The organism is Pseudomonas sp. ESBL9 (assembly GCF_036668715.1).
GTDB classification, from domain to species: Bacteria; Pseudomonadota; Gammaproteobacteria; order Pseudomonadales; family Pseudomonadaceae; genus Aquipseudomonas; species Aquipseudomonas lundensis.
The window spans coordinates 321,494-333,685 of the sequence record NZ_JAZEVV010000005.1; the positions used below are offsets into that span (position 1 = coordinate 321,494).

The window sequence follows — 12,192 nt, forward strand, 5'->3', positions numbered from 1 at the left end:
GATGCAGGCCTTTTTTTGTTTGGCGATGTGCGTTGCGGCCGGCTACGCGGCTTGTTGAAATTGCTGGCGGTATTGGTTGGGGGACAGCTCGGTGTGTTGCCGGAACAAGCGCGCAAAGAAGCTGGCGTCGTCGTACCCCACGTCGTAACTGATGGTCTTGATGCTTTTGCGGGTGGCCGAAAGCAGCCCTTTGGCGGTCTCTATGCGCAGGCGTTGCAGGTAATGCAAGGGTTTGTCGCCTGTCGCCAGCTGGAAGCGCCGCATAAAATTACGAATGCTCATGCCGTGCTCGCGAGCCACGTCCTCGAAGCGGAACTTGTCGGCAAAGTGTTCTTCGAGCCAGTGCTGGATTTGCAGAATGATCACGTCCTGATGCAGCTTCTGCCCGCCAAACCCGATGCGGCCGGGGGCGTAGTTGCGTTGCACTTCATACAGGATGTCGCGTGCGACGGCCTGGGCAATATTGGCGCCACAGAAGCGTTCGATCAGGTAAATGTAAAGGTCGCAGGCTGAGGTCGGCCCTCCCGCGCAATACAAATTGTCAGCATCTGTCAGGTGTTTGTCTTGATTCAGATGAACGCCCGGGAAGCGCTCGGCGAAGCTGTTGAAAAATCGCCAGTAGGTTGTCGCTTCCTTGCCCTCCAGTAAGCCGGCTTCTGCCAGCCAGAACACGCCAGTGGCTTCAGCGCAGAGCACGGCGCCGCGTGCGTGTTGTGCGCGTAACCAGGGCAAAATTTGCGGATAGCGCTCACACAGTGTGTCGAAATCGTCCCAAAAGGCGGGGAGGATGATGATGTCTGTGTCTTCGAGGCTGCCGTCCACTGGAAGCATCACATTACTGAAACTGCTGACAGGCAGGCCGTCAGGGCTGACGAGCCGTGTTTCGAAGGTAGCGTTGAGGCCTTGGCCAAGCTGTTTGCCGTGGCGCAGGCTGGCGAGGTGAAAGAAATCCTTGGCTTGCATCAGTGTCGAGGCAAAAACCCGATCGATGGCCAATATGCTGACGCGCCGCAAGGGCGCGGTGAGATGAGTAGACATGATTTGATTATTCTTATAGGTGAAATTGGTCAACTTACGGCTGGATCGTCTTATTTTTTATCCTGTGTGTCTAGGGGCTGTTCCCGTTTCATGGCAGCCGCCCTGCGCCACGTGGACTTTCGTCCGTTCAAGTCGCGTGTCACCTGGCCAGCGACGCAGCGGCGGCCGGTAGCGGCGCAAGCCATCGCCAGCCGCCGCTACGGGGAGGGTGTCAAGGCGCGGGGTTTGGCTGCGCTTTGTGAATGGCCTCGATACCTGCCAGTACTTCGTCCGAGAGTTTTATTTTGATGCTGTCGATGTTGCTCTCAAGTTGCGCCATCGTGGTTGCGCCAATGATATTGCTGGTGACGAACGGCTGTTGCGTCACATAAGCCAGGGCCATTTGCGCCGGATCCAAGCCGTGTTGACGAGCTAGCGCCACATAGCGCTCGCTGGCAGCCACGGCCTGCGGGTTGGAATAGCGCGAGAAGCGGCTGTAGAGGCTCAGGCGGCCCTTTGGAGGGCGGGCGCCTGCGTTGTACTTGCCGGAGAGCATCCCGAACGCCAGCGGGGAGTAGGCGAGCAGGCCGCACTGTTCGCGAATGGCGATTTCAGCCAGGCCGACTTCAAAGCTGCGATTGAGCAAGTTGTAGGGGTTCTGGATTGAAACGGCTCGCGGCCAGCCCCGGCTCTCGGCCAGTTGCAGGAATTTCATCGTGGCCCACGGGGTTTCGTTGGACAGGCCGATGTGTCGGATTTTGCCCGCTTTTACTTGCTCGTCGAGGGCTTCGAGGGTGTCTTCAAGCGGAGTGAACTGCTCGTCAGCATGGTGCGTATAGCCCAGTTGGCCAAAGAAATTGGTGCTGCGCTCGGGCCAATGCAGCTGGTAGAGGTCGATCCAGTCGGTTTGCAAGCGTTTGAGGCTCGCATCCAGCGCCTGGACGATATGGGTGCGGTTGTGTTTGAGCTGGCCATCGCGGATGTAGTCGATACCATTGCCGGGGCCGGCGATTTTACTGGCCAGTATCCAGTCGGCACGATCGCCGCGGGCCTTGAACCAGTTGCCTATGTAACGCTCGGTGGTGGCGTAGGTCTCGGCCTTGGGTGGCACCGGGTACATTTCGGCGGTGTCGATGAAATTGATCCCTGCGTTTTTTGCGTACTCAATCTGCGCGAAGGCTTCATCCTGGGTGTTCTGCTCGCCCCAGGTCATGGTTCCGAGGGCAATTGCGCTGACATTCAGGTCGGTTCGGCCTAGCTGGCGGTAGTCCATAGGGTGCTCCTTGGGGGAAAGAATCATAAAAGCAGGTTGTAATTTTTTCCGCAATCTGGATAATTGCCGACCTCTTTCTGCAGTGGAAGTGATGCGCCGCCTGCCGAAGAATCTTGCCGTTGAACGGACGCGCTGACCCGAGCCCCCGATAGCGTCTGTACCCGGCTGCCTTTGACTTGTCAAAGTACGCACTATTCAGTAAGATCCGCCGTCTAATTTACAGGGCGGCCCCTGAGGCTATAAAGAATGAAAACTTTTACTGCTAAACCAGAAACAGTAAAGCGCGACTGGTTTGTCGTCGACGCTGCTGGTCAGACCCTGGGTCGTCTGGCCACCGAGATCGCGAGCCGTCTGCGTGGCAAGCACAAGCCGGAATACACTCCGCACGTTGACACCGGTGACTACATCGTTGTTATCAATGCTGAGCAGATCCGTGTCACTGGTGCCAAAACCTCTGACAAAATGTACTACTCTCACTCCGGTTTCCCGGGCGGGATTAAGTCGATCAACTTCGAAAAGCTGATCGCCAAAGCTCCTGAGCGCGTGATCGAGACCGCGGTTAAAGGCATGCTGCCTAAAAACCCGCTGGGTCGCGACATGTACCGTAAGCTGAAAGTCTATGCGGGCGCTGCTCACCCTCATACTGCTCAGCAGCCCCAAGAACTGAAGTTTTAACGGAATAGTTCATTATGTCGGCGACTCAAAACTACGGCACTGGCCGTCGTAAGACTGCAACCGCACGCGTTTTCCTGCGTCCGGGTACTGGTAACATCTCCATCAACAACCGCTCCCTGGATAATTTCTTCGGTCGCGAAACTGCCCGCATGGTAGTTCGTCAGCCGCTGGAATTGACTGAGACTGTTGAGAAATTCGACATCTTCGTTACCGTGATCGGCGGTGGTGTAAGTGGTCAAGCTGGCGCAATCCGCCACGGTATCACTCGCGCACTGATGCAATACGACGAAACTCTGCGTGGTGCTCTGCGCAAAGCAGGCTTCGTAACTCGCGATGCTCGTGAAGTTGAACGTAAGAAAGTCGGTCTGCGTAAAGCGCGTAAGCGTCCGCAGTACTCGAAGCGTTAATTCGCAGCTTCGTTCAAAAGCGCCCAGTCTCCTTCGGAGCTGGGCGTTTTTTATGGGTGATGATTTATGCGTGTGACAACTTGCCACATCCAGCAAATGCCTATACTACAAGGCTTGTAGCCGACTGAGATCGGTAATTACCTTGTCAGAGTAGGGGCTTTTCATTACCATTCTGCAAAATTTTTATAAGTTCAGATTTTTACTTAGTAGATGCCTGATTTAACAGGCCACAAAGCTGATGGGAGAGGACTGAATGAGCAATGACGGCGTAAATGTCGGCCGGCGTCGCTTCCTCGTAGCAGCCACATCCGTGGTGGGTGCTGCAGGAGCGGTGGGGGCGGCAGTCCCGTTTGTGGGGTCGTGGTTCCCCAGTGCCAAGGCGAAAGCCGCTGGCGCACCGGTGAAGGTCAATATTGCTAAGGTTGAGCCAGGTCAGCAGATGATTGCTGAGTGGCGTGGTCAGCCGGTATTCATTGTCCGCCGCACTGACGAGATTCTGGCGAATCTCAAAAAGATTGACGGCCAGCTTGCTGACCCGGAATCCAAACAATCTGACCAACCCGAAAGCTCAACAAATGAATACCGTTCCATCAAGCCGGAAATTCTGGTGTTGATCGGTATTTGTACGCACTTGGGTTGCTCGCCGACGTTCCGTCCTGAAGTCGCACCTGCCGACCTGGGCAAAGATTGGGTGGGTGGTTATTTCTGTCCTTGCCATGGTTCGCACTACGACCTGGCCGGTCGCGTCTACAAGGCACAGCCTGCTCCACTGAACCTGCCAGTGCCGCCTTACTACTACGTAGAGGGCAGTGACAACATCATTGTTGTTGGTCTCGAAGGGGAGAACGCGTAATGAGCAAGTTCATGGATTGGGTAGATGCACGCTTCCCGGCCACAAAGATGTGGGAAGACCATCTCAGCAAGTATTACGCACCGAAGAACTTCAACTTCTTCTACTTTTTCGGCTCGCTCGCGTTACTGGTTCTGGTTAACCAGATCGTAACCGGTGTGTGGTTGACCATGAGCTACACGCCGTCGGCAGAAGAAGCATTTGCTTCTGTCGAATACATCATGCGTGACGTTGAATACGGCTCGATCTTGCGCCTGCTGCACTCTACGGGTGCATCTGCGTTCTTTATCGTGGTGTATCTGCACATGTTCCGTGGCCTGCTCTACGGTTCGTACCAGAAGCCGCGTGAGCTGGTCTGGCTGTTCGGCATGATGATCTATCTGGCCCTGATGGCTGAAGCCTTCATGGGTTACTTGCTGCCTTGGGGACAAATGTCCTACTGGGGCGCCCAGGTGATCATCTCGCTGTTTGGTGCAATTCCGGTCATCGGCAACGACCTGACTCAGTGGATTCGTGGTGACTACCTGATCTCCGGTATTACCCTGAACCGTTTCTTTGCCTTGCACGTCGTGGCTCTGCCTATCGTGATTCTGGGGCTGGTAGTGCTGCACATTCTTGCCTTGCACGAAGTCGGGTCAAACAACCCGGATGGCGTGGATATCAAGAAGCACAAAGATGAAAACGGTATCCCGCTGGACGGCATTCCTTTCCATCCGTACTACACGGTTAAGGACATTGTCGGCGTAGTGGTGTTCCTGTTTGTCTTCTGCTCGATCGTGTTCTTCTTCCCGGAAATGGGTGGTTATTTCCTCGAAAAGCCGAACTTCGAACAAGCGAACGCCTTTAAAACACCGGAACATATCGCGCCTGTCTGGTACTTCACTCCGTTCTACGCGATTTTGCGTGCTATCCCTGACAAGCTCATGGGCGTTATTGCCATGGGTGCAGCGATCGCGGTGCTGTTCGTGTTGCCATGGCTGGACCGTAGCCCTGTCAAATCCATGCGCTACAAAGGCTGGATGAGCAAAATTTGGCTGTGGGTATTCTGCATCTCCTTCGTGATTCTGGGTGTGTTGGGCGTATTGGCGCCGACCCCGGGCCGCACGTTGCTGTCGCAGGTGTGTACCTTCCTGTACTTCGCCTACTTCATTTTGATGCCGTTCTACACCAGGCTTGAGAAGACCAAACCGGTTCCGGAAAGGGTGACTGGCTGATGAAAAAGCTATTTGCTGTATTGATGCTTGCTGTTATGCCTGCACTGTCTTTCGCTGCGGAGCAAGGTGTTCAGCTCGACAAAGTCGACATTGATGTGTCTGACAAGGCTGCCATGCAGGACGGCGCACGTACGTTCGCCAACTACTGCATGGGCTGTCACAGTGCCAAGTTCCAGCGCTATGAGCGGGTTGCTGACGACCTGGGCATTCCTCACGACGTCATGCTCGAAAACCTGGTGATGACCGGTGCCAAGATCGGTGATCACATGGACATCGGCATGAAGCCTGAAGATGCCAAAGCGTGGTTCGGCGCGGCACCGCCCGATCTAACCCTGGTGGCGCGTGTACGTGGTACTGACTGGCTCTACAGCTACTTGCGCTCGTTCTATGAGGACCCGTCGCGCCCTTGGGGTGTGAACAACAAGGTCTTCCCGAACGTGGGCATGCCAAACGTTCTGGCGCCGCTTCAAGGGCGTCAGGTGATTGGCTGCAAGCAAGTTCAGATCGTCGAAGACGGCAAGAAGCAGTATGATCCGCTCACCGGCACGCCTTTGACACACGAAGCGTGCGACCAGCTGACAGTACTGCCAAAAACCGGCACGCTGACTGAAGAGCAGTTCGACGAGAAGATCAAGAACCTCGTGACCTTCCTGGCCTATTCGGCCAACCCGGTGAAGCTGGAGCATCAGCGCATCGGCACGTACGTTCTGCTCTATCTGGCGTTCTTCTTTGTATTCGCTTATTTGCTCAAGCGTGAGTACTGGAAAGACGTGCACTGATATCGTTACACGCATTGCTGTTTAACGTGTGCGCCCGAGGGTGTCTCTGAACAGGTAGCTGGGCTGGTTGTGGTACGCAAGGTCGTTTGATCGTGTGTGCCATCATCATGCAGTTACTGGAGACGCACCTCGGGCGCTTTCGTTTTTCTGCTTCTGATCATTTCAACAAGCGAGGAGGACCGCCATGGGCGTGACCAATCGGTTGGCCTGTTACTCCGACCCCGCCGACCACTATTCCCATCGAGTGCGCATTGTGCTCGCCGAGAAAGGTGTCAGCGCCGAGATCATTAGTGTGGAGGCGGGTCGTCAACCGCCAAAACTGATCGAAGTGAACCCATACGGCAGTTTGCCAACGCTGGTCGATCGTGACCTTGCGTTGTGGGAATCGACTGTAGTGATGGAATACCTGGATGAGCGTTATCCGCATCCGCCTTTGCTGCCGGTCTATCCGGTCGCACGTGCCAACAGCCGTCTGCTGATCCATCGTATCCAGCGTGACTGGTGCGCCTTGGTGGACCTGATTCTGGATTCGCGCACCAAAGAGCCTGCGCGTGTACAGGCACGTAAAGAGCTGCGCGAGAGCTTGACGGGTGTGTCGGCGTTATTTGCTGACAAACCTTTTTTCCTCAGTGACGAGCAAAGTCTGGTCGACTGCTGTCTATTGCCGATACTCTGGCGTTTGCCTGTTTTGGGTATTGAACTGCCGCGGCCTGCCAAGCCGCTGCTTGATTATATGGAGCGCCAGTTTGCGCGTGAGGCTTTCCAGGCAAGCTTGTCTGGTGTCGAACGCGACATGCGCTAAGGCTTTAGGAGCCCTTGATGAATTCAAGTCGACCTTATCTGGTGCGTGCGCTCTATGAGTGGATTGTTGATAACGACTGCACGCCGCACATGTTGGTAAATTCCGAATACCCGAAGGTGCAAGTGCCTCAGGGTTTTGCCAGTGAAGGGCAAATCGTGTTGAACGTTGCGCCTGCCGCTGTGCGTAATCTGCACATGGATAACGAAGCAGTCAGTTTCGAAGCGCGGTTCGGGGGGGTGCCTCACACGCTGTACGTGCCAATTTCAGCCATTCTGGGGATCTACGCCCGTGAGAATGGCCAAGGCATGGTGTTTGATCTGGAAGAAGCTCTTGAGGCTGATGATGAGATCGAACCGGATGATGATTTGCCGCCTCCGGGCAGCGAGCCTCCGCGTCCTAGCGGTCGGCCAAGTCTGAAAGTGGTGAAGTAATAAAAAAGGCGACCTTACGAGGTCGCCTTTTTTGTGCGTGTTGTTTTTCAGGGTCTTGTCTGTCGAACGTGTGCCGATCCGTCATCTGCTTTGTGGCTCGGCACCAGCGTTCGGGTTGGTTCAGTCGATGTATTCAAACAGTTTGACGATTTTTTGCACGCCGGATACGCCTTGAACCAGGTTTGTCGCGCGGGTGGCTTCCTGTTTGGTTACCAGGCCCAGCAGGTAAACAATGCCATTTTCGGTGACGACTTTGATTCTGGAGCCCGGGATCGCGCCATCAGTCAGCATTTGCGATTTGATCTTGGTCGTTAGCCAGGCGTCGTTATTGCGGGCCAGGATCGAAGAGGGGGCCATGACCTGCAGTTCGTTGTTGACCTTTTTAACGCGCTGAACAGCGGCGGCTGCCTGTTCGGCTTGTGCCTTGAGATCGGCGCGCGGTGTTTGCCCGGCCAGCAGAACGATGCCGTTGTAGCTGGTGACAACGATGTGTGAGCCATTATCCAGGTCAGGATTGGCTTTCGCGATATTCACCGCCACTTTGGTTTCGATCAATGAATCGTCGATCTTGCTGCCGAAGGTGCGCGTGCCGCGATCATCTTCAATAGGTTTGTCGCGGGTCGCCGTCAGCACCGAGCTGCAGCCGGCAGTCAAACCCAGGCATAAGGTCAGGGCTACTAAGCCAAGGCGATTAAAAGTCATTCTTCACTCCCGAACAGTTGGCTGTCGATCAGATCGCACAAGCAGTGGATCGCCAGCAGGTGGACTTCTTGGATGCGTGCGGTGACCAGAGAGGGCACGCGGATCTCAACGTCTTCGGGCAGCAACAGCGAGGCCATGCCGCCGCCATCACGACCGGTCAGGGCCACGACCGTCATTTCACGGTCGTGCGCGGCCTGAATGGCCTGAATGATGTTGGCCGAGTTGCCGCTTGTGGAGATTGCCAGCAGTACGTCACCCGGTTGGCCCAAGGCGCGTATCTGCTTGGAGAAAATCTCGTTGAAGCTGTAGTCATTGGCGATTGAGGTGAGGGTCGAGCTGTCAGTCGTCAATGCGATGGCGGGCAGGCTCGGACGTTCGCGCTCGAAACGGTTAAGCAGTTCGGATGAGAAGTGCTGAGCATCGCCCGCCGAACCACCATTGCCGCATGACAGCATTTTGCCTTCGTTTAGCAGGGCATTAACCATCACCTGGCTGGCTTGTTCGATGTGCGGTGCAAGCACTTCCATTGCCTGCTGCTTGGTATCGATACTGGCCTGAAAAAGCAGGCGAATCCGGGATTGCATGTCCATCTATGTGACCTTAAGTAGGGCGGCAGTTCGGGCGTGATCCAGGTATTCCTGAGTGACTTCCCGGTACAAAAAATGTACAGCCTGCCAAGCAAAGCAAAATCGTTGAATAAAGGGTTTTTGAATCGGCCCGCCAGCCCTTCAGCTGTCGAAGGCGTTGCGTAGCCAGTTCATGTCGGGTGTCGAGCTGTCGATGGCAATAACGTCAAACCTGCAAGGGTTATTGGCCCACCGGGATTCTTGCTGCAAAAAGGTTTGAGCGGCCAGAATCAACTTTTGTCGCTTGCGCGCATCGATGCTGGCCAAGGCTCCGCCCCACTGCGCATGTTGCCGGTAACGAACTTCGACGAATACTACTGTATCGCCGTCGAGCATGACCAGATCCAGCTCCCCGCGCTTGCATAGCCAATTGTGTGCCAGCAAGCGTAATCCGTGCTGCTCAAGATGCCGTTGCGCCAGGCGCTCGGCATCTTTGCCTGTTTGTTGGCGTGAGCGCTGGGGCATCAGTGTTGAGTGTCTGGCAGATTTTGAACCTGGCCATTGACGAATTCAGCCCAAGGCAGCTGGCGTTCGATCCGTTGGCTCTGGCTCATGCTCAGACTGCCTGACAGGCCGTCAATGCGGCTGTCTGGTAGTGCTTTCAACTGACCCAGGCTGGGTGTCAGGCGATAGGCGTCAACGCCCATTGCATACAGACGTCCCAGGCTGCCGCCTGCTTGTGGCCATTGGGCAGCTACTTGCTGACGCAAAGGGTTGGACGGGTTTAGCAGCCAAGGTGTTTCGCAAAAGCGGATGCCATTCATGTCGTTGTATTGGTTCTGATCGCCACTGGCGCTGAAGACGTGAGACGTGGCGTACACAGGCAGGTCACCTGCATATTGGTAGTTGAGCGTAGGTTTGATCTGCTGTGCCTGTTGCGGGGTCGCGGCCAGGAAAATGAATTCCATGTCCTGACGGCGGGAAGGATCGCTTGAGTTGCCGCTTTTGCGCAGTTGCACCAGGTCAGCCACTTGCTGGGCCAGTGCGACAGGCTTGTCGATGTGCTCGACTCCAACGATGGTGCCGCCATTGGCTTCCCATTCTTGACGGAAAGCTTTGAGTACGCGGTTGCCCCACTCACCTTGCGGCACCATGGCGCCTGCGCGTGTCAGGCCGTCTGCTCGGGCGCGACGTGCAACCTCACGGGCCTCATCTTCAGCGGCCAGGCCGAATTGGAAGAGTTGCGGTGGTGTTTGCGACGCCTCGCTGTAATTGAGTGCGAGGGTGGTAATAGGAAGTTGTGAACGCGCACTCAGTTGTTTGACCAGTGGCTTCTCCAGCGGGCCGACGACCAGTTGAACGCCGTCAGCCTGGGCTTTGCTGTAGAAACTGTCGAGTGAGCCAATGCGCGAGCTGTCATAGAACAGAATCTCGGGCGGGTTCTGACCGGCTTGCTGGGCCTGGTAGTGGGCTGCCACGAAACCGTCGCGCAATGCCTTGCTTACCGAAGCCAGTTGCCCTTCCTGAGGCAACAGCAGGGCGATTTTGCTCAAGGGTTGGTTGGCCAGTTCTTTGAGCTTGACCAGCGGGGTCGGAAGTTGGATGGCTGCAGGGTGCGCCGGGTTTTGAGCGCGCCATTGATCGATTGCGTTTTGCTGGTCTGCCAGTGTGCCTGCGCTTTTAACGGCGAGGGCAAGTGACATCCAGCCGCCCAGCACGTCGTTGCTTTGGGGTTGCAACTGATCGGCGGGCAGTGCTGCCACCAGTGACCAAATTGCATCGTTGTTGCTGTTGGCGGCATCACCGGTCAGCAGTTGGCTCATTGGCGCGCGTTCGCGAGCTGCTGCCAGTGTCTGGCCGTCCGCTTCCAGTGCGCGAGCGTGGACGGTGTGGCTGCGTACCTGCAAATCGGCAGGCATTTCATTGAGTCGCGCGACGCTTGGATGGCTCAGGGCGACCAGCGCTTCTTTGGTTTGTTTGCGGCTCATGGCCAGCTCGGCAGACAGCGTGCTGGCAAATACTTGCTGGGCAGGTTTGAGTTGCTCCAGCGTAACCTGTGCAAGGATCTGCTGGGCTCGATCAAAGTTATGCTGTTTATAAGCCAGGTCGGCAGCAGACAGTCTCAGCAGCGCAGCCTGTTCCGGGTTCTGGCTCTGCGCTGCCTGCTGGAGCAACTGCTCAAGGCTGGCATCAGGCGTGCGTGGAAGTTCGCCAAGGCTAGAGGAGGGCGAGCTGGCACAAGCCGCCAACAGGGCAGCGAGGCAGAGGGCAGTGAACAGCCGCAGGCAAGCGATCATGTAGTGTTCCTGATACTCGATCAAATAAGGGGGCGAAGTGTACCCAAGCGCTGGCCGGGGTGCGATGTTACAGACCATAAAGCTTAAATTTAGATGACTTCAGGCGTCTGTGGCGGACAATCTTTTCCGTATATGTCTTTTCTGTCATGCCTCAAAGGTGCTGCGAGCACGGCTCTACGCGCTACAATGGCGCCTTTAACTCTTTTGAGGTGTGCGTTTTGACTGCTCCAGGTGTTGTGAATTCCGTTGTTGGCTCACTTTATGTGGTGGCCACGCCCATCGGTAACCTGGACGATATCAGTGCGCGGGCGCTCAAAGTATTGCGTGATGTCTCGCTTATTGCAGCGGAAGACACGCGCCATTCGCTACGTCTGATGCAGCATTTCGGTATTTCGACGCCGCTGGGTGCGTGTCACGAACACAACGAGCGCGATGAAGGCAGTCGCTTTATTCAGCGGTTGCTGGCAGGCGAAGACGTCGCGCTGATCTCGGATGCCGGAACGCCGTTGATTTCTGATCCGGGCTATCACCTCGTTCGCCAGGCGCGTGCTGCAGGCATTCCTGTCGTCCCCGTGCCAGGAGCCTGCGCCCTGATTGCGGCTTTATCGGCTGCCGGGCTGCCTTCTGATCGCTTCATCTTCGAAGGCTTCCTGCCTGCCAAGGCGGTTGGCCGTCGGACGCGACTTGAACGGCTTAAAGAAGAACCACGGACCTTGATTTTTTATGAAGCGCCACATCGCATTCTTGAGTGTCTGCAAGATATGGAACTGGTGTTTGGTCCGGATCGTCCGGCGTTATTGGCCCGTGAACTGACCAAGACCTTCGAGACGCTCAAGGGTTTGCCATTGGCTGAGCTGCGTGAGTTCGTCGAAAGTGACAGCAATCAGCAGCGCGGAGAGTGTGTCGTGTTGGTGGCTGGTTGGACCGCCCCTGAAAGCGAAGAGGCAATCAGCAGCGAAGCCATGCGTATTCTTGATCTCTTGCTCAAGGAAATGCCCCTCAAACGTGCGGCAGCGTTGGCCGCTGAAATTACCGGTGAGCGCAAGAACGTGCTCTATCAAGTGGCACTTGAGAAGCAAAAAGTGAATTGAAAGCCCGGTGTGTTCGGTCGGCCATAGCGTGTTTTTGATGTTCTGCCGGCGCGCGCGCCGTTTTCTGATCGGCGGTTGTGCGCCTTTT

At 55.9% G+C, this 12,192-nt stretch carries 14 protein-coding genes; 8 read left to right on the top strand and 6 right to left on the bottom strand.

Annotated elements, in window-relative coordinates; translation table 11 throughout:
* Positions 1–42: 42 nt before the first annotated feature.
* The gene (locus V6F78_RS16405; RefSeq protein ID WP_169836400.1) at positions 43–963 is read right to left on the bottom strand and encodes a GlxA family transcriptional regulator; all 921 of its coding nucleotides are present in this window, start codon (positions 961–963) and stop codon (positions 43–45) included.
* Between the two features lie 286 nt (positions 964–1,249).
* Positions 1,250–2,290: an NADP(H)-dependent aldo-keto reductase gene (locus tag V6F78_RS16410; RefSeq protein ID WP_047273759.1), complete on the bottom strand. Its 1,041-nt coding sequence runs from the start codon at positions 2,288–2,290 to the stop codon at positions 1,250–1,252.
* 246 nt (positions 2,291–2,536) lie between these two features.
* Here V6F78_RS16410 and rplM point away from each other — a divergent pair, with 246 nt between their 5' ends.
* From rplM to V6F78_RS16445, 7 genes are all read left to right on the top strand, one after another.
* Positions 2,537–2,965: a 50S ribosomal protein L13 gene (rplM, locus tag V6F78_RS16415; protein ID WP_047273761.1), complete on the top strand. Its 429-nt coding sequence runs from the start codon at positions 2,537–2,539 to the stop codon at positions 2,963–2,965.
* Between the two features lie 14 nt (positions 2,966–2,979).
* Positions 2,980–3,372, top strand: coding sequence for a 30S ribosomal protein S9 (gene rpsI, locus V6F78_RS16420; RefSeq protein WP_047273763.1), 393 nt, complete (start codon positions 2,980–2,982; stop codon positions 3,370–3,372).
* 253 nt (positions 3,373–3,625) lie between these two features.
* Complete coding sequence (gene petA / locus V6F78_RS16425) at positions 3,626–4,225, top strand: ubiquinol-cytochrome c reductase iron-sulfur subunit (protein ID WP_169838898.1); 600 nt, start codon at positions 3,626–3,628, stop codon at positions 4,223–4,225.
* Complete coding sequence (locus tag V6F78_RS16430; RefSeq protein WP_047273766.1) at positions 4,225–5,436, top strand: cytochrome b; 1,212 nt, start codon at positions 4,225–4,227, stop codon at positions 5,434–5,436. The genes petA and V6F78_RS16430 overlap by 1 nt, the downstream gene beginning before the upstream one ends.
* Complete coding sequence (locus V6F78_RS16435; RefSeq protein WP_047273767.1) at positions 5,436–6,215, top strand: cytochrome c1; 780 nt, start codon at positions 5,436–5,438, stop codon at positions 6,213–6,215. Before V6F78_RS16430 ends, V6F78_RS16435 begins: the two co-directional genes overlap by 1 nt.
* A 184-nt stretch (positions 6,216–6,399) precedes the next feature.
* Positions 6,400–7,017, top strand: coding sequence for a glutathione S-transferase N-terminal domain-containing protein (locus V6F78_RS16440; RefSeq protein ID WP_016779514.1), 618 nt, complete (start codon positions 6,400–6,402; stop codon positions 7,015–7,017).
* A gap of 17 nt (positions 7,018–7,034) precedes the next feature.
* Positions 7,035–7,448: a ClpXP protease specificity-enhancing factor gene (locus V6F78_RS16445; protein ID WP_047273768.1), complete on the top strand. Its 414-nt coding sequence runs from the start codon at positions 7,035–7,037 to the stop codon at positions 7,446–7,448.
* Positions 7,449–7,568: 120 nt separating this feature from the next.
* Here the strand turns inward: V6F78_RS16445 and V6F78_RS16450 are convergent, their stop codons facing one another.
* The 4 genes from V6F78_RS16450 to V6F78_RS16465 form a co-directional block, all read right to left on the bottom strand.
* A complete protein-coding gene (locus tag V6F78_RS16450) occupies positions 7,569–8,150 on the bottom strand; it encodes a BON domain-containing protein (RefSeq protein ID WP_047273769.1) in 582 nt (193 codons plus the stop codon).
* Positions 8,147–8,740, bottom strand: coding sequence for a phosphoheptose isomerase (locus V6F78_RS16455; protein ID WP_047273770.1), 594 nt, complete (start codon positions 8,738–8,740; stop codon positions 8,147–8,149). The genes V6F78_RS16450 and V6F78_RS16455 overlap by 4 nt, the downstream gene beginning before the upstream one ends.
* 138 nt (positions 8,741–8,878) lie before the next feature.
* The gene (locus V6F78_RS16460; protein WP_047273771.1) at positions 8,879–9,241 is read right to left on the bottom strand and encodes a YraN family protein; all 363 of its coding nucleotides are present in this window, start codon (positions 9,239–9,241) and stop codon (positions 8,879–8,881) included.
* Positions 9,241–11,013: a penicillin-binding protein activator gene (locus V6F78_RS16465; RefSeq protein ID WP_332727848.1), complete on the bottom strand. Its 1,773-nt coding sequence runs from the start codon at positions 11,011–11,013 to the stop codon at positions 9,241–9,243. The genes V6F78_RS16460 and V6F78_RS16465 overlap by 1 nt, the downstream gene beginning before the upstream one ends.
* A 218-nt stretch (positions 11,014–11,231) precedes the next feature.
* Here V6F78_RS16465 and rsmI point away from each other — a divergent pair, with 218 nt between their 5' ends.
* On the top strand, positions 11,232–12,104 hold the full coding sequence (gene rsmI / locus V6F78_RS16470) for a 16S rRNA (cytidine(1402)-2'-O)-methyltransferase (protein WP_047273773.1): 873 nt from the start codon (positions 11,232–11,234) through the stop codon (positions 12,102–12,104).
* Positions 12,105–12,192 lie beyond the last annotated feature (88 nt).

Excerpts from the sequence above, each read along its gene's own strand:
- V6F78_RS16405 (WP_169836400.1), bottom strand. The coding sequence starts at position 963 with ATGCAAGCCAAGGATTTCTTTCACCTCGCCAGCCTGCGCCACGGCAAA.
- V6F78_RS16440 (WP_016779514.1), top strand. The coding sequence starts at position 6,400 with ATGGGCGTGACCAATCGGTTGGCCTGTTACTCCGACCCCGCCGACCAC.
- rpsI (WP_047273763.1), top strand. The coding sequence starts at position 2,980 with ATGTCGGCGACTCAAAACTACGGCACTGGCCGTCGTAAGACTGCAACC.
- V6F78_RS16450 (WP_047273769.1), bottom strand. The coding sequence starts at position 8,150 with ATGACTTTTAATCGCCTTGGCTTAGTAGCCCTGACCTTATGCCTGGGT.
- V6F78_RS16460 (WP_047273771.1), bottom strand. The coding sequence starts at position 9,241 with ATGCCCCAGCGCTCACGCCAACAAACAGGCAAAGATGCCGAGCGCCTG.
- V6F78_RS16435 (WP_047273767.1), top strand. The coding sequence starts at position 5,436 with ATGAAAAAGCTATTTGCTGTATTGATGCTTGCTGTTATGCCTGCACTG.
- V6F78_RS16465 (WP_332727848.1), bottom strand. The coding sequence starts at position 11,013 with ATGATCGCTTGCCTGCGGCTGTTCACTGCCCTCTGCCTCGCTGCCCTG.
- V6F78_RS16430 (WP_047273766.1), top strand. The coding sequence starts at position 4,225 with ATGAGCAAGTTCATGGATTGGGTAGATGCACGCTTCCCGGCCACAAAG.
- rplM (WP_047273761.1), top strand. The coding sequence starts at position 2,537 with ATGAAAACTTTTACTGCTAAACCAGAAACAGTAAAGCGCGACTGGTTT.
- petA (WP_169838898.1), top strand. The coding sequence starts at position 3,626 with ATGAGCAATGACGGCGTAAATGTCGGCCGGCGTCGCTTCCTCGTAGCA.
- V6F78_RS16455 (WP_047273770.1), bottom strand. The coding sequence starts at position 8,740 with ATGGACATGCAATCCCGGATTCGCCTGCTTTTTCAGGCCAGTATCGAT.
- V6F78_RS16410 (WP_047273759.1), bottom strand. The coding sequence starts at position 2,290 with ATGGACTACCGCCAGCTAGGCCGAACCGACCTGAATGTCAGCGCAATT.
- V6F78_RS16445 (WP_047273768.1), top strand. The coding sequence starts at position 7,035 with ATGAATTCAAGTCGACCTTATCTGGTGCGTGCGCTCTATGAGTGGATT.